Source organism: Massilia mucilaginosa (assembly GCF_011682145.1).
GTDB classification, from domain to species: Bacteria; Pseudomonadota; Gammaproteobacteria; order Burkholderiales; family Burkholderiaceae_D; genus Telluria_A; species Telluria_A mucilaginosa.
This window is the reverse complement of the sequence record NZ_WHJH01000001.1, coordinates 214,879-231,485: the sequence shown is the minus strand read 5'-3', so window position 1 is coordinate 231,485 and position 16,607 is coordinate 214,879. Positions and strand designations below refer to the sequence as shown.

Sequence of the window (16,607 nt, the reverse complement as noted above, 5' to 3'; positions counted from 1 at the left end):
TTTCCAGCGCATCCCGGGAGCACCGATGTCCACCAGCAGACGCACCTTTCTCAGCCTGGCTTCGGCCGGCGCCGCCAGTACCCTGTTCCCCGACCTGATCCGCGATGCGCTGGCCGTGCCGGCCAATAACGTCACCGGCACCATCGCCGACGTCGAGCACGTGGTCATCTTCATGCAGGAAAACCGCTCCTTCGATCACTACTTCGGCAGCTTTCCGGGCGTGCGCGGCTTCGACGATCCGCGCGCCATCACGCTACCGAGCGGCAAACCGGTGTGGTACCAGCCGGACGCCGCCGGCAGCCACGTGCTGCCGTTCCACTTCGACGCCAAAAACACCAGCGCGCTCTCGCTCGGCACCGACCATTCATGGAAGGGCTCGCAGGCCACGTGGCAAGGCTGGGATGCCTGGGTCAAGAAAAAGTCGCCGCAGAGCATGGGTTACTTCGACCGCGGCGACCTGCCGTTCTACTACGCGCTGGCGGACGCCTTCAGCATCTGCGACGCTTACCACTGCTCGATTTTCGGCCCCACCGATCCGAACCGTTTCTATTCGCTGTCGGGCACCAGCCGCAAGCGCATGAGCTCGCTCGGCAGCCTGTACAACATCAGCACGGCGGGCTACTACAACAACGACCCCGCCTACGACAACCTGTCGGCGGCCACCACCGCCAGCGCGCCGACCTGGCGCACCTATGCCGAGGTGCTGGAGGCGAACGACGTCAGCTGGAAGGTCTACCAGGAATGGGACAACTACGGCGACAACTACCTGGCGTACTTCAAGCAGTTCCGCGTGAACCCGGACGGCAGCCGCCTCTCGCCCGACAGTCCCCTCTACAAGAAGGGCCGCACCCTGGCGCCCGGCTCGACCGAAGCCAATTCGCGCGGCACCAAAGGCGAGTCGCTGGTGGCCGACTTTGCCGACGACGTGCGCACCAACCGCCTGCCCAAGGTATCGTGGATCGTCGCGCCCAACGACTACACCGAGCATTCGCCGAATTCGCCCAACGCCGGCGAAAACCTCACCGCGCGCCTGCTGGCGGCGCTGGTGGCCAATCCGGTGGTGTGGTCCAAGACCGTGTTCCTGCTCACGTACGACGAGAACGACGGCTTCTTCGACCATGTGCCGCCGAACATTCCGCCGCTCGACACGAGCATGGGCCGCACCACGCTGCTTGATGTCGGTGCCGACGAAAACCTGGCCGGCGTGCCGGTCGGACTCGGCCCGCGCGTGCCGATGCTGGTCATCTCGCCATGGAGCCGTGGCGGGCGCGTGTGCTCGCAGGTGTTCGACCACACCTCCAAGCTGCGCTTCCTGGAAGAGTGGCTCACGCTCGGACTGAAAAAGAACCGTGCCAGTGTGACGCTGGAAAACATCTCGCCATGGCGGCGCGTGGTGTGCGGCGACCTGACATCGGCCTTCGATTTCCAGACCCCCAACAGCGCCTGGCCGGCCAGCGTGCCCAAGTCGACCGCGTATGCGCTGGTGTCGGGCAAGCCCTATCCCACGCCGCCGGCGCAGCAAACCCTGCCGCTGCAGGAGCCGTGCAAGACCGTCACGCGCACGCGCTACGCCTGCGCGCTGCCGTATGTGCTGGGTGCGCACGCGACGGCGGGCGCCGGCAGGCAGGTCGAACTGTCGTTCGTCAACAGCGGCAAGGCCGGTGCGGCCTTCATCGTGTATTCCAGCGTGCGCACCGACGGACCGTGGTACTACACGGTCGAAGCGGGCAAGCGCATCGACAGGGAACGGTGGAACTGGAGCGGGGCGCGCTATCATCTGAGCGTGACCGGCCCCAACGGCTTCCTGCGCGAACTGGCCGGCGCCACGGCGCCGATCGCCGCCAGGCCGGAAGTGCAGGCCAGCTACGACCTGGCCGGCGGCAATCTGCAACTGGTGCTGTCGAACGTGGGCGGCACCGCCGCCTGCACGTTTACCATGATCGACAACGCCTACGGCGCCGCCGTATCGACCTATGTGGTGGCGGCAGGGCAGCAGCAAGGAGTGCAGTGCCTGCTGGCCGGCAGCTTCGGCTGGTACGACTACAGCATTGGCTGCGATGCCGATCCGGAGTATCTGCGCCGCGTGGCCGGCCACGTCGACAATGGCACGCCGGGCCGCACCGATCCGGCCATCGGCGCCAACCGCCGCCGCGTGGTGCTGAGCGCCAGCGCGTCGGTGGTGGCGCGCGGGGCGAACCTGAGCGTGACTTACGCGGCGCCGGCCGGCAAGCTCGATCCGAAAAACTGGATCGGCCTGTATCCGGCCAGCGTGACGCCAGCGTCCGACCGGACCGCGCTGCAATGGGCGACTGTGGCGGCCGCCAACGGCACGCTGTCGTTCAGCACGGCCAATCTGGCCGTGGGCGACTATGCGCTCTGGTATCTCTACCAGGGCGGCTACACGGCCCTGGGCGAGGCGGTATTGGTGAGCGTGACGCAGTTTGCCACCAGCACGCCGGCCATCAAACGCGGCGCGCCGCTTGTGTTCACGTTCGCCATTCCGGCCAGCCGCGTCGCCGCCAAGAACTGGATCGGGATCTACCGCGCCGGCACCTCGCCGGGAGCGGGCGGCTCGGCCATCTGGCAGTACGCGGCGCAGGCCGGCGCTACCGTCACTTTCGAGAGCAGCAGCCTCACCCCCGGCACCTACAGCGCCTGGCTGCTGTACAACGACGGCTACGGCGCGCTGGGCGGGCCGCTGACGATCAATGTCGCCTGATTTTTTACTTCACCGGAAAACCGACCATGTTCAAGCGCTTCAAACAGACGGCCCTGGCCATCACCTTGCTGGCCGCCTGCGCCGCCGGCGCCACCGCGGGCGTGCTGCGTTTTGAGCAGCGCGGCGCATTCACGCAGGCGGGCCGGATTCTCCAGACCAGCGATTTCGACGACTTCGGGGCTGGCTATCATTTTCCCGGCAGCGGCTTCGCGCGCGGCGGGGTGCAGTACAACTCGGCTGAAAACCTGATCGTGGGCGCAAGCACCGGGTTTTCCATCGGGCAGTCGCGGCCGGTGATGTCGAACGAGTACTGGTCGCCGATCGAAGGCAGCATCGACAGCGCCGTGCCGTACACCCTGTTCGGCTTCGACGCGGCGGTCACCGGCGGCAGCGTCGACGTCATCGTGGCGACCAACCTGGGCAGCTACCTTTTCGACGGCCTCAGCGTGCGCGATGGACTGGCGGGCCTTGACTTCCTCGGCTTCCAGGCCACCGGCGGCGAGTATTTCACGGGTTTCGCGCTGCGCAGCATGGGCGAGGGCTACCTGGCCGGCATCACCAACGTGGCGCTGGGCAGCGAGCGCGCGGCGGTGCCGGAACCGGGTGCCTTGGCCTTGCTGCTGATCGGGCTGGGCCTGCTGGCGGCGCGCGTGCGCATTCGCCTGCCACGCAATATCACCGTCGGCATCGATCAACGCTTTCGGCGTACCGATGTGATCCAGCACTACGGCGTCCGTTTTGCTTGTTTCCTTGCACTTGCGCCGTATCGTTCCGGTCTTTGCGAGCGGCCTGAAACTGTCTGAGCGGGTGCACATTCCTTAACTTGCGAGGATTGCCGCCCCCGGGGCGGCGCAGGCGCTGAAAGCAGCGCTGCAAGCGTAGCGGGGAGGGCTGGCAGGTGGGCGCACTGGACCGACGCCGGCAGGGAGGGGCGTCAACAAAAACACGGGTGCCGCGTTCGTGGTTATGATGGCGTCGGAGCGTGACGCTCCGACTTCGCATCAACCCTTGACAAGACCAACGAATGAAAAACCTCACCACCCGTCTGGCGACGCTGGACGACATCGACCAGCTCGCCGCCATGTTCGACGCCTACCGCCAGTTCTACGAACTCGATCCTGACCTGCCCCTGTCGCGCCAGTACATTCTCGACCGCATGCTGGGCAACGAATCGGTGCTGATCCTGGCCGAAGATGAAACCGGCGCGCCGGCCGGCTTTTGCCAGATGTACCCGACCTTCTGTTCGCTGGCCGCCGCGCCCGTTTACGCGCTGTACGACCTGTTCGTGCTGCCCGAGGCGCGCCATCTCGGCGCCGGCCGCGCCCTGATGCTGGCCGCCGAAGCGCACGCCCTGCGCAACGGCGCCGTGCGGCTCGACCTGACCACCGCCAAGACCAACCTGCCGGCCCAGTGCCTGTACTCCGGACTCGGCTGGAAGCGCGACGATATCTTCTACGCATACAGCAAAACCCTGGCTGCATAGTGATCTTGCGCAAACTCAGGCGATAAGCTTTTCACCCATTGCGGAGCAAGGTCAAACAGGCGTACATTAGCGTCTTCATAAGCTTGATCAGGAGATCAGCAATGGGTTCCAGTAAATTGTTACGCTTGAGTTTGCTTGCCGCTGTCGCCCTGGGCGTGGGCGGGGTTCCCGTGGCGGCGCGCGCCGACGAAACGTGCAATTCGCCGTATATGTCGGGCCTGATCAAGGGGCAGGAAGATTACCTGTACGTCTGGACCCTGGGCGTGAAGGGCGTGGGCGACGGCTTCGACAAGATGGTCACGCTGGACGTCAATCCGGCCTCGAAAAAATTCGGCCAGGTGATCGCCCAGGTCTCGGTCGGCAAGCGCGGCGAGGCCCATCACATGGGCTTCACCGACGATCGCCGCTTCCTCTGGGCCGGCGGGCTGGACGACAGCAAGATCTACGTGTTCGACGTGCACACCGACCCGGCCAAGCCGAAGCTGGTGAAAACGATCGGCGACTTCGCCAAGCGCTCGGGCTACGTCGGCCCGCACACCTTCTACGCGCTGCCGGGACGCATGCTGATCGGCGCGCTGTCGAACGACAAGGACCGGGGCGGCGTGACCGGCATGGCGGTCTACAACAGCAAGGGCGACTTCATCGCCAAGCACGACATGCCGACCACCCAGGGCGGCGACGGCTACGGCTACGATGTCGCCATCAGTCCGGGCAAGAATGCGATGCTGACGTCGAGCTTTACTGGCGCGGTCAACTACATGACCGATCTCGGCAAGCTGATCAAGGATCCGGCGGCCATGAAGCAGTTCGGCAACACCATGGTCATGTGGAACCTGAAATCGATGCAGCCCGAAAAAGTGCTGAACGTGCCCGGCGCGCCGCTCGAAATCCGCTGGTCGCTGAAAGAAGGCGACGACTGGGCCATCACCGCCACCGCGCTGACCTCGAAAATCTGGCTGGTCAAGAAAGATGCGGCCGGCGCCTGGCAGGCCAAGGATGTGGCCACGATCGGCGACCCGGCCAAGGTGCCGCTGCCGGTCGACCTGTCGATCACGGCCGACGGCAAGGGCTTGTGGGTGAACACCTTCATGGATGGCACCACGCGCTATTTCGACATCAGCAATCCGGAAGCGCCGAAAGAAACCTATTCCAAGCGCACCGGTTCGCAGGTGAACATGGTCTCGCAAAGCTGGGACGGCAAGCGCGTGTACCTCAGCAGCTCGCTGCTGGCCAACTGGGACAAGAAGGGCGCCGACGACGAGCAGTTCGTCAAGCTGTTCGCGTGGGATGGCAAGGAGCTGAAAGAAACCTTCAAGGTCGATTTCACCAAGCTCAAACTGGGCCGCGCGCACCACATGAAGTTCGGTGCCGCTCCCGGCCGCTACAGCGCCGATGCGGGGCAGGGCGCGTCGCAGTCCGCCATGCGGGTCGCGGGCCGCTGACTTGGCCCGCTTGCCCGCGTGCGCGCTGGCGCTGATCGTACTCGGGCCGCTGGCGCAGCCGGCCACGGCGGCGCCGGCGCAGTTCGCGCTGCCCGCGCCCGGCGCCTACAAGCTTGAGCGCATCCTCAAGGCGCCCGACGGCATCGTTCTCGACAGCGATGGCAGCCGCCACCGGCTGTCGGAATTTACCACCGGTAAAGTCACGCTGTTTTCCCTGATCTACACCTACTGCACCGACGCCAAGGGCTGCCCGCTGGCGTACGAGACCTTGCACAGCCTGAAGAAAACCCTGGGCAAGGACCCGCGCACGCGCGACCGGGTGCGCTTTGTGAGCATGAGTTTCGATCCCACCTACGACACGCCGCCGGCCATGCGCAGCTATGGCGGGCTTGACGCGCGCGAGCGCGGCGGGGTGGAGTGGCGCTTCCTCACCAGCCGCTCCAACGCCGAGCTGGCGCCGATCCTGGACGGCTTCGGCCAGGATGTGTCGGTGGCCGCCGAGCGCGCGCCGGGGCAGCGGGTGCCGACCCTGTCGCACCTGCTCAAGGTGTATCTGATCGATGCCGGCGGCACGGTGCGCGAGATCTACTCCACTTCCTTTCTTCAGCCCGGCGTGGTGCTGAACGACATCCGTACGCTTCTGCTCGAACAAAAAAGCAAGTCTTGATGGGACCGCGTCGCTGCGCTGATCGGCCGCTCATTCCGCAGATGTGCGGTCGCAGCAGGCGGCGACTTACCTTGGCGGCATCGAAAATGCGTAGCGAGCCCTGTGAGTGTTGTCCGGGTAGCAAAGGCGTACGAGGATGCGGCGCGCATCGCGAAGCGAAAATGACGTCGTGCGGCAGGTTTTTTCGAGGTCCCTGTCTGATTGCAGCGCATTGATCGATGGACGATGCGGGGCAGGCCGGGACATCCGGTGACGGCAATGTCGCGCCTGCTCAAGGAGAATCCGGCGGACTCCCGCAGCACCGTGCGCGAGAGCTATTCCACTTCCTCTCTTTAGCCCGGCATGGTGCTGAACGAGATTCGTGCGCTTCTGTGCGAAAGCAAACGCAAGCGTTCCCAGAAGCTTTCCTAAAGGCAAGTCCTGTCTGCGGTGTCGTACTTACATATTGCAATCAGATCACTTTGTCAATTTCTAAAAATATACAAAAAATCATCAAAAGCATCGAATTCGGAATGTCATATAGTTTTCATTAAGAAATCTCAATGCGCTGCGCTGTCGTGTTGCCGGTGCAATGGACTCGCTGAAAAAGCGGTCTGTCATAGGGGAAATCGATTTTCGCGCCATGCGGGCAGGGTAGGCCGGTAAGGTATTGATCCTCCTATGAGGATGCAAAATCCCGTCAAAAATTTCCATGTAGAAATATCTAGAATGTTGATTCTATGCGCACAAAGTTATCGGTGTTGCATTTATGGATAATTTTCATTAAGAACTTTGTAAGATGTTGTTTGTATGAATATAATGACGTCGCGCAAGAAAAGTGTTGTCGATGCATCCATGCCGTAGCTCCGCAGTCCGCCTTTCCACCGCACCGTTCCCGTTCAATATCCCAATCGCATTAAGCGATGCCGTGTGCATTGCGGGCGATTTGTTGCCCGCATTCTCAATTGATGAAGCCAATCATGTTTAAACGTGCCTTACCCGTGTTGAAGTCCCGATCATCGAAGGTCTTTGCCTGCCTGCTGCGGGTGGCCGCGGTCGCCTTGCTCGGCCTGCCTTTGCAGGCTGCCGCGGTCGATATGCTGGTATCGCGCCTGACCGACACGCCGGACCCGGCCGTGCGCGGCGGCACGATCAAGTATTCGGCCTCGGTGACCAACAACACCAGCGACATCGCCAACGACGTCAAGATCGTGTTCACGCTCGATCCGCAGACCAGCTTCGTGTCGGTCACCGATGCGGCCTGCGTGCACGATGCGGGGGCCGGCAAGGTCACGTGCAGCTACCCCACGGTGGCCGGTGACGGCGCCGGCGCGGGAACCGCCGACATCAAGGATATCGACCTGACGGTGCGCACCCTGGCCGGCGCCGGCCAGACCGTCAGCATGCTGACCGTCGTGAGCACGAGCGATCCCGACAGCAACGCCGGCAACAACTCGCTGTCGCAGCTGACCACCATCGACAACGGCGCCGACCTGGCGCTGTTGCTGAGCGGCTCGCCGGGCAGCCTGATGGCCAGCGGCTCGCTGGTGTACACCGCCAACCTGACCAACAATGGTCCGGATACGGCAGGCGCGACCAAGGCCACGTTCACCCTGAGCCCGAACCTCACCTACCAGGCCGCGACCGGTTCCGGCTGGTCGTGCGGCGCGGCAGGGCAGGTGGTGACGTGTACCCGCCCGAGCGCGGTCAAGGGCGACTTGCCGGCCATTACCATCAACACCAAGGCCACCGGCAGCAACACCGGCACCATCACCACCACCGGTGTGGTCACCATCAGCGGCAGCGCGACCGACTTCAACAACACCAACGACGCCGCCTCGGTCAACACCATCATCACCGTCGGTACCGACCTGGCCGTCACCAAGACCGTGTCCAAGGCCCTGGTCGGCAGCGGCCAGGCGCTCAGCTTCACCCTGGCGCCGCGCAACCTCGGCCCGATGACGGCCACCAGCGTGGTAGTCAACGACAGCATGCCCGCCGGCTTTGTGATCGGTACCGCCACCGGCACCGGCTGGACCTGCCTGATCAACGGCCAGAACATCAGCTGCACCCGCCCGAGCTATGCGGTCGGCGAGGCGTTCGATATCGTCATCACGGCCACCGCGCCGAACGTCGTGGCACAAACCAACGCCACCAACATCACCAGCATCGACAGCGCCACCCCGGACGGCGACACCGCCAATAACAACGGTTCGGTCAACGTGAGCATCGTGCCCGACGGCGTCGACCTGTTCCTGACCAAGGGCAAGTCGCCGAATCCGGTGGCGCAGGGCAGCAACATGATCAGCACCATCCGCGTGCGCAACCTCGGTCCGCGCGCGGCGCTGGCCGGCGAAGTCAAGGTGGTCGAAACGCTGCAAGCGGGCGAGACCTGGGTCGGCGGCGCCGGCAGCAACTGGAGTTGCGCGGCCAAGGTCGGCAACGACGTCACCTGTACCTACAACGCGGCGCTGGCCCTGAACGCGACCGCGCCGGACCTGCTGCTGACCACCACGGCGACCGACGCCGGCGACCTCACCAACACCGCCTGTGCGGTCTACACCGACACCAACGGCGTCGTCACCGATCCGGTCGAACCGAACAACTGCGCCAGCGCCACCGCGACCGCGACGCTCACGCCATCGGCGGTCGACCTGCGACTGGCCAAGGGCGCCAGCCCGTCCAGCCTGGACTGGAACGCCGACGTCATCACCTACACCCTGACCGTGACCAACGCCGGTCCCGGCGCCGCCACCGGCGTGGTGCTGGCCGATCCGATTCCCGGCTTCATCGCCGGCAAGACCGGCGTCGCCGCCGCCAAGAGCGGCGGCACCAGCCCCGCCACCTTCAGCTGCACCACCGGCGCCACTGTCACCTGTACCCAGAACGGCGGCAGCATGGACGCCGGCAGCACCGCCGTGTTCACCGTGACGGTGACCCGTCCGCTCAAGGACAGCAGCACCGAGGCCAATAATCGCTGGGTCAACACCGCCACCGTGCGTTCGACCGAACAGGGCGATCCAGTCCCTGCCAACAATACCGCCAGCGCCGACGTGCAGGTCGATCCGATCGCTGACGTGAGCGTGAGCAACACGGTCACCCCGGGCTCGGTTCCCGCCGGCACCAACGCCACCTACGTCCTGACCATCAACAACAACGGTCCGTCGATCGCCAGGGACGTGGCGGTCAGCCAGGTATTCAATATTCCGCAAGGCTCGATGACCTTCATCAAGGCGCTCGCCAGCGATGGCGCTGTGTGCACCTGGGTCGAAGCGACCAAGACGCTCAGCTGCAGCAAGGCCGACATGGCGCCGGGCGCGACCCGTACCGTCACCATCACCGTGCGTCCCGACTATATGGAAAACGCGCCGAATCCGCGCAACATCGGCAGCACGGCCACCGTTGTCACCACCTCCAACGAGAGCAGCACGGCCAATAACAGCGAAGCGAATGTCCTGGCGGTCACCCCGGCCTCGCTCGACCTGCTGGTCAACAATATCGACAACGTCGATCCGATGGGCTTCGTGCCCGCCACGGCCGGTCCGGTATTCCCGGACAACGTCGTGACCTACACCAACACCATCACCAACCGCGGTCCGTCGGTCGCCACCCACCTCAAGCTGACCTATGTCATGAAGCCGCCGGCAGGCAAGAGCATGACCTTCCTCGGCGGCAAAGTGCCGGAAATCGCCAATGGCTATGTCAACTTCTGCGACCAGGTGGGCAACCAGGTTACCGGCCCGGCGCAGATGACCGTCACCTGTAACTTCCCGACCAGCGAAATTCTTGAAGGTAACAACGCGCAGCGCGTGCTGAATCTCGACTTCCGCGTCGAGACCCAGCCGACCGGCTCGGGCGACACCTACCAGTCCACGGTGACGGTGTCCTCGCGCGAGCCGGAAGCGCTCACGCCGAACAACACGGCCGACCAGAGCACCACCATCAAGATGCGGGTCGACCTGAAGATGACCAAGGCCGCCTTCGCCTGGAACGGCGCCGCCAACGCCAGCGCTGCGGCAGTGCAGTTGCGCCAGCCATTCTTCTGGGTCCTGACCCTGAACAACACCGGTCCGGGCAACAGTAGCGGCACCGTGATCAACGACACCCTGCCGGCCGGCCTGACGGTCTACACCGGCGGCGCGGCCGCGCCATACAACACGTCGCCATACAACGCCGGCATCACCTGGAGCGCCGCCAACGCGGCCCCGACCAGCGGCACCTGCGCCGCCGCCGGCCCGTCGATCAGCTGCAGCGTCGGCTTGCTCGAAGCCAACAAGGCGGCCACCGTGCGCATTCCGGTGATTGCCACCGTCGCCAATCCGGCGCTGGAAAACTGCGGTACCGCCACCACCAATGACGTCGAGCGCAGCGCCGCCGACAACCGGGGTTGCGCCACCATCGCCGTGCAGCCTTCCTCGATCGCCGGCTTCGTGTATGAAGACAGCAACAACGACGCCGCCAAGGCAGCGGGCGAAACCGGCATCACCGGCGTCACCCTGCGCCTGGACGGCACCGATATCTACGGCAATACCGTGAGCAACGTCACCACCGTCACCATCGCGGGCGGCGCTTACGCATTCAATAACCTCTCGCCGGGCACCTACAAGGTCACCGAAGTCCAGCCAGCCACTCACCTGGACGGCAAGGATGCCGCCGGCAGCGTTGGCGGCAGCGCCAGCGACGCCACGGCCGACGAGATCGGCAACATCGTGCTGCCTGCCAGCACGAATGCCACCGGCTACCTGTTCGGCGAACTGAAACCGGCCGTGCTGTCGGGCTTCGTCTTCGTCGACCTCGACAAGGACGCCGTGCGCGACGTGACCGGCGTGCCTGCCACCGACGAGAGCGCCGGTGTGACCAGCGTGACCATGACCCTGTCGGGCACCGACGACCTCGGCCCGGTGAACGCCACCGTGCCGACCGGCGCCAACGGTTCCTACAGTTTCGCCAACCTGCGTCCCGGTACCTACCAGGTGGTGCAGCAGACCCTGTCGGGCGTGACCCACACCGGCATGACCATCGGCAGCAAGGGCGGCAATGACGGCGCCGCCGTGCTGGCCCCGAATACCCCGGTACTCGGCTTAGCCAAGCGCACCATCGGCAACGTCGTGCTCGCTTCCGGCGACAATGCGATCAACAACAACTTCGGCGAAACCGGCCAGGGCCTGGGCGGCGCCGTGTATGCCGACCTGAACAACAATGGCCTCAAGGATGCGGGCGAACCCGGCATTCCGGGCGTGTCGGTCACCCTGTCGGGCAATACCGCGACCGGCGTGAGCGTGTGCGTCGAAATCTCGCCGAACCCGTGCACCATCGTCACCGACGCCAACGGCAGCTACAGCTTCACCGGCCTGCCATCGAGCGACGCCACCGGCTACATCCTCACCGAGCAGAGCCAGGCAAGCGCGCCGCTGTCGAACTACGCCGACGGCATCGACGCGGTCGGCACCGTCAATGGCGTCGTGCGCGGCAGCATGAGCAACGACAAGTTCAGCGGCATCACGATCGGTACCGGCCAGTTTGGCAGCAACTACAACTTCGGCGAATCGACGGCCAGCCTGTCGGGCAAGGTCTATCTGGACGCCGACCGCAGCGACACCTTCAACGGCGCCGATACCCCATTGCCGAACGTGACCGTGACCCTGTCGGGCACCACCGCGACCGGCGCCAACGTCTGCACCATCATCAGCACCTGCGTCGGCAAGACCGATGCCAACGGTAACTACAGCTTCACTGGTCTGCCAGCCAGCAACGGCACCGGCTACACCGTCACCGAAACCCAGCCGGTCGACTTCGTCGACGCCACCAACACGCTCGGTACCGGCGCGACCGTGCCCGGCAGCCTGGGCGTGATCGGCGACAGCGCCTTCAATGGCGTGGTGCTGAGCGCGGGCCAGAAGGGCATCAACTACCTGTTCGGCGAAGCCACCGGCAAACTGAGCGGCTTTGTGTATGCCGACAAGAACAACAATGGCGTCATGGATGCGGGCGAGACCGGCATCGGCGGCGTGTCCCTGGCCCTGACCGGCACGGCGGCCAGCGGCGGCAACGCTTGCGGCGCGCCGACCTGCACGGCCACCACCAATCCGGACGGCTCGTACAGCTTCAGCTTCCTGCGCAACGCCAACGGCGCCGGCTACACCGTCACCGAAACCCAGCCGGCCGCTTACCTCGACGGCATCACCCGCAAGGGTAATGTCGGCGGCGTAGCGTGCGCTGCCTGCGTCGACAATGTGGCCAACGTGATCGGCACCATCGCTTACGCAGTGGAAAAGACCCACACGGACTTCAACTTCGGCGAACTGCTGCCGGCCAGCGTCAGCGGTGTAGTGTATGCGGACAGCAACCAGAATGCGTCGCTCGACAAGGACGAACAGATTGCCGGCGTCAGCGTCACCCTGACCGGTACGGACGACCGCGGTACGGCTGTGAACCTGAGCACGACCACCGCCGCCGATGGCAGCTACCGCTTCGACAAGCTGCGTCCGAGCAGCGGTGCCGGTTACAGCGTGACCGAAACCCATCCGGCCGGCTTTAACGATTTTCCGGGCGCGACCGGCTCGCTGCCGGGCACCATTGGTGCGGTCGCGGCCGGCGTGGCTGCGCCGAACAGCATCGGCGGGCTGCAACTGGTGCAGGGCGACGCTGCCGTCAACTACAACTTCCGCGAAATCGGCGCCAGCATCCGTGGCGCGGTGTATTTCGATGCCAACAGCAACGGCCTGCGCGACAGCGGCGAGCCGCCATTCCCCGGCGTCACCGTGCGCCTGGTCGGCCCGACCCCGCGCAGCGTGGTCACCGGCGCCGACGGCACTTTTGTCTTCACCGGCCTGATGGCGGGTAACTACAGCATCGTCGAAACCCAGCCGGGCGGCGTCAACGACGGTTCGGACACCGCCGGTTCGCTGGGCGGCACCATTAATGCACCGAAAAACACCATCGGCAACATCAACCTGGCGCCAGGCGCGGCGGGTGTGAACTACCTGTTCGGCGAACGCGGTACGACGACGGCCGCCGGTTCGATCGCCGGCACCGTATATGTCGACGCCAACAAGGACGGCAAGCGCGACAGCGGCGAGCAATTGCTCTCCGGCGTGACCCTGACCCTGAAAGGCATCGACGGCAACGGCGTGCCATTTACCCGCACCACCCAGACCGACAGCAAAGGCAACTACCTGTTCGCGCTGCTGCCGCCTGGCACCTACCACCTGGAAGAAACCCAGCCAGCCAAGCTGTCCGACTTCGATGCCGCGACCGGCACCAAGATCGGCACCCTGGGCGGCGGCGCGGCCGGCCTGAACACGGTCACCTCGATCGTGATTCCGGCCGCTGGCGGCGACGCCACCGGCTACGATTTCCGTGAATTCAATCCAAACGCGCAAGTGGTCGGTCTGGCAAAACTGGGCGGCTACGTGTATGTCGATGGAAACAAGAATGGCAAACGCGAGCCCGGCGAAGCGCTGGCCGGCGTGACCGTCACCCTGAGCGGCATCGACCGCAATGGCGTGGCGATTGTTCCGCGTACCACCCAGACCGGCGCCGACGGCAGCTATCTGTTCGAGAACCTGGTTCCGGGCAGCTACACCGTGGTGGAAACCCAGCCGCCAGGCTACGGCGACTTCCCGGCCAACAGCGGCAGCGCGGTCGGCAGCGTGGGCGGCGTGCTCGACGCTGGTCCGAACAAGATCGCCAGCATCGTGCTGGACCTGGGCAACGATGCGCGCGATTACGATTTCCGCGAACTGGGCGGCAGCCTGGCGGGCCTGGTGTATCGCGACGACAACCATAACGGCGTACAAGACGCCGGCGAGCCAGGCATTGCCGGCGTGCCGGTCAGCGCCGTCGGCGGCAAGGGCGAAGCGGGACGCGCCACCACCGGCGACGACGGCCGCTTCCTGATCGTTGGCTTGCCGGCGGATACCTACAGCCTGGTGGAAACCCATCCGACCGCCTATATCGACGGCAAGGAAACCGCCGGCAAGATCGACGGCGCCGTTGTCGGCACGGTCGACAACAGCGGCTTCGACGCGACCGCACCGAAGAACACCATCGGCGCGATCAAGCTGGGCGTGGCGCAAAACGGCGTGGACTACCTGTTCGGCGAACGCCGCGCACGCCTGGAAGGCTATGTGTATGTGGACGCCAACAACAATGGCCAGATGGATGCGGGCGAAACCCCGTTGCCAGGCGTACACGTGACCATGACGGGCGGCGACAGCTGCGCGCAGGGCTGCGTGGCAGTCACCGGCGCCGACGGCAAGTATGTGTTCGAGAACCTGGTTCCCGGCCGCTACACCCTGGTCGAGTCGCAAACCGACCTGCCGACCTCGAAGTACATGGATGGCAAGGAAACCGCCGGCGTCGCAGGCGGCATTGTGGACAACAGCAGCTTCGGCACCGCGCCGTCGCAAAACACGATCGCCCAGATCGACGTCACCAGCGAGAAGCTGGCGGCCAATAACGGCGTGATCGGCGGCAATCTGTTCGGCGAGCGCGTGCGTCCGGGTCCTGAAGTCAAGGCCCCGATCATCAGCGGCTACGTCTGGATGGACCGCGGCCACACCCGCACCCGTCCGAACGACCATGAAGGCGTGAAGGACTGGACCGTGACCCTGACACAGAACGGTAAACCAATCTGCACCGTGAAGAGCGATGCGACGGGCTTCTACCAGTTCGACAACCTGCGCTGCCCTGGCTACCAAGGCACCGGCCTGCCGACCGGTCCCGGCTTCGACATCAGCTTCACCAAGGATGGCAATGGCATGCCGAACGTTCCGACCTCGGCCGGTAACGCAGGCAAGCCAAGCGCTGGCGTGATCCGCGACATCACCCTGACCGACAACAGCGACATCACCGAGCAGAACCTGCCGCTCAACCCATCGGGCGTGGTGTACGACAGCGTGACCCGTCAACCGGTGCGCGGCGCGGTCGTGACCGTCAGCGGTCCGGCCGGTTTCGACCCGGCGCGTCATTTGCTGGGCGGCCTGGCGGCGCTCAACCAGACCACCGGCAGCGACGGCGTGTACCAGTTCTTCCTGCAAAACGGCGCGCCGTCCGGTACCTACAAGCTGGCGATCAGCACCTATCCGGTGGGCTACGTGCCGGCCGAATCGGCGAAGATTCCATCGTGCCAGGGTGCCTTGCCGGTCGCGGCCAGCGCCAATGTGGCGCTGGTGCAGAAGTCCAACGGTGCTCCGGCAAGCGGGGTCAACCTGCACAAGCCGAACGCTTGCGTCGGCCTGGTGCCGGGCGGGGCCGACACGACCCAGTACTACACCACCTTCACGGTGGGCCCGAACGGCGCACCGGTGGTGAACAACCACCTGCCGATCGACAAGGTCGAAGCGGCTGGCCTGGCGCTGACCAAAACCGGCGACAAGCAGCAGCTCGAATTTGGCGAAAGCCTGCTGTACACGCTGACCGTGCGCCAGACCAGCGGCACCGCGGTGGCACAGGCAACGGTGCGCGACAGCCTGCCGGCCGGCTTCTCGCTGGTGCCGGGGACCGTCAAGGTCGACGGCAAGACGGTGGCCGATCCGGCCGTGGTGGTCGGCCCGGTACTGGCCTTCAACCTCGGTCCGCTGGCCAGCAACAAGCAAGCGGTACTGACCTACCGCCTGCGTGCCGGTGTCGGCAGCCTGCAGGGCGACGGCATCAACCGCGCGATTGCCTATGCGTGCAACGTGGCCGGCGGCTGCGTCACGCCGGGTTCGTACCAGCCGGTGCCGGACGCGTATCCGTCCAACCGCGCCGAGTACAAGGTGCGCCTGACGGGCGGCGTGTTCGCAAACCAAGCCTGCGTGGCCGGCAAGGTATTCGTCGACTGCAACGGTAACTCGGTGCAGGACAACGAAGAGCTGGGCATTCCTGGTGTGCGCCTGTACATGGAAGACGGCACCTCGTTCACCACCGATGTGGAAGGCAAGTACAGCTTCTGCGGCTTGAGCCCGAAATCGCACGTGATCAAGGCCGACAGCCTGACCCTGCCACGCGGCAGCCGCCTGACGACGACCAGCAACCGCAACCTGGGCGATGCCAACAGCATCTGGCTGGACGCGAAGAATGGCGAGCTGCTGCGCGCCGACTTTGCCGAAGGTTCGTGCTCGGCGCCGGTCATCGAGCAGTTGAAAGCCCGCCGCAGCCAGGGTGGTACGCGTGCCCCGGAAACGGAAGCTGTGCGCCTGCCTGGCCTGAAGTTCGACAGCAAAGCACCTGCCGCGCCGCGGCAGGCGACCGACAGCGCCAACCAGGAACTGGTCAAGCCACGCCAGGGAGCAATCCCTGCCGGCGCGGGAGAAGCCCGTGCGCAATAAGCAA

The 16,607-nt window shown here is 65.1% G+C and carries 7 protein-coding genes; 6 read left to right on the top strand and 1 reads right to left on the bottom strand.

All coding sequences use genetic code 11. From position 1 onward, the window contains the following. Window positions 1-25 precede the first annotated feature (25 nt). Entirely contained in the window at window positions 26-2,719 is a 2,694-nt protein-coding gene (locus tag F2P45_RS00985) for a phosphocholine-specific phospholipase C (RefSeq protein ID WP_166869909.1), read from the top strand. Here F2P45_RS00985 and F2P45_RS37170 read toward each other — a convergent pair. Continuing rightward, the gene (locus F2P45_RS37170; protein ID WP_370663200.1) at window positions 2,677-3,411 is read right to left on the bottom strand and encodes a hypothetical protein; all 735 of its coding nucleotides are present in this window, start codon (window positions 3,409-3,411) and stop codon (window positions 2,677-2,679) included. The genes F2P45_RS00985 and F2P45_RS37170 overlap by 43 nt on opposite strands. On the opposite strand from F2P45_RS37170, the gene F2P45_RS37165 reads away from it, so the two are divergent. From F2P45_RS37165 to F2P45_RS00960, 5 genes are all read left to right on the top strand, one after another. Further along, entirely contained in the window at window positions 3,310-3,522 is a 213-nt protein-coding gene (locus F2P45_RS37165) for a PEP-CTERM sorting domain-containing protein (RefSeq protein WP_370663199.1), read from the top strand. The two genes, F2P45_RS37170 and F2P45_RS37165, sit on opposite strands and share 102 nt — an antisense overlap. Window positions 3,523-3,743: 221 nt before the next feature. Next, window positions 3,744-4,202, top strand: a complete 459-nt coding sequence (locus tag F2P45_RS00975; RefSeq protein ID WP_166869907.1) for a GNAT family N-acetyltransferase — start codon at window positions 3,744-3,746, stop codon at window positions 4,200-4,202. Between the two features lie 101 nt (window positions 4,203-4,303). After that, a complete protein-coding gene (gene mtoX, locus F2P45_RS00970; RefSeq protein ID WP_166869906.1) occupies window positions 4,304-5,644 on the top strand; it encodes a methanethiol oxidase in 1,341 nt (446 codons plus the stop codon). A gap of 1 nt (window position 5,645) precedes the next feature. Beyond that, window positions 5,646-6,311 carry an SCO family protein gene (locus F2P45_RS00965; protein WP_166869905.1) on the top strand — a complete coding sequence of 222 codons (666 nt, stop codon included), beginning with the start codon at window positions 5,646-5,648 and terminating at the stop codon, window positions 6,309-6,311. Window positions 6,312-7,270: 959 nt separating this feature from the next. After that, entirely contained in the window at window positions 7,271-16,603 is a 9,333-nt protein-coding gene (locus F2P45_RS00960; RefSeq protein WP_166869904.1) for an SdrD B-like domain-containing protein, read from the top strand. Window positions 16,604-16,607 lie beyond the last annotated feature (4 nt).

Bases quoted from the DNA above. Each gene is read 5' to 3' on its own strand.
- F2P45_RS00985 (WP_166869909.1), top strand. From the start codon at position 26: ATGTCCACCAGCAGACGCACCTTTCTCAGCCTGGCTTCGGCCGGCGCC.
- F2P45_RS00975 (WP_166869907.1), top strand. From the start codon at position 3,744: ATGAAAAACCTCACCACCCGTCTGGCGACGCTGGACGACATCGACCAG.
- mtoX (WP_166869906.1), top strand. From the start codon at position 4,304: ATGGGTTCCAGTAAATTGTTACGCTTGAGTTTGCTTGCCGCTGTCGCC.
- F2P45_RS00960 (WP_166869904.1), top strand. From the start codon at position 7,271: ATGTTTAAACGTGCCTTACCCGTGTTGAAGTCCCGATCATCGAAGGTC.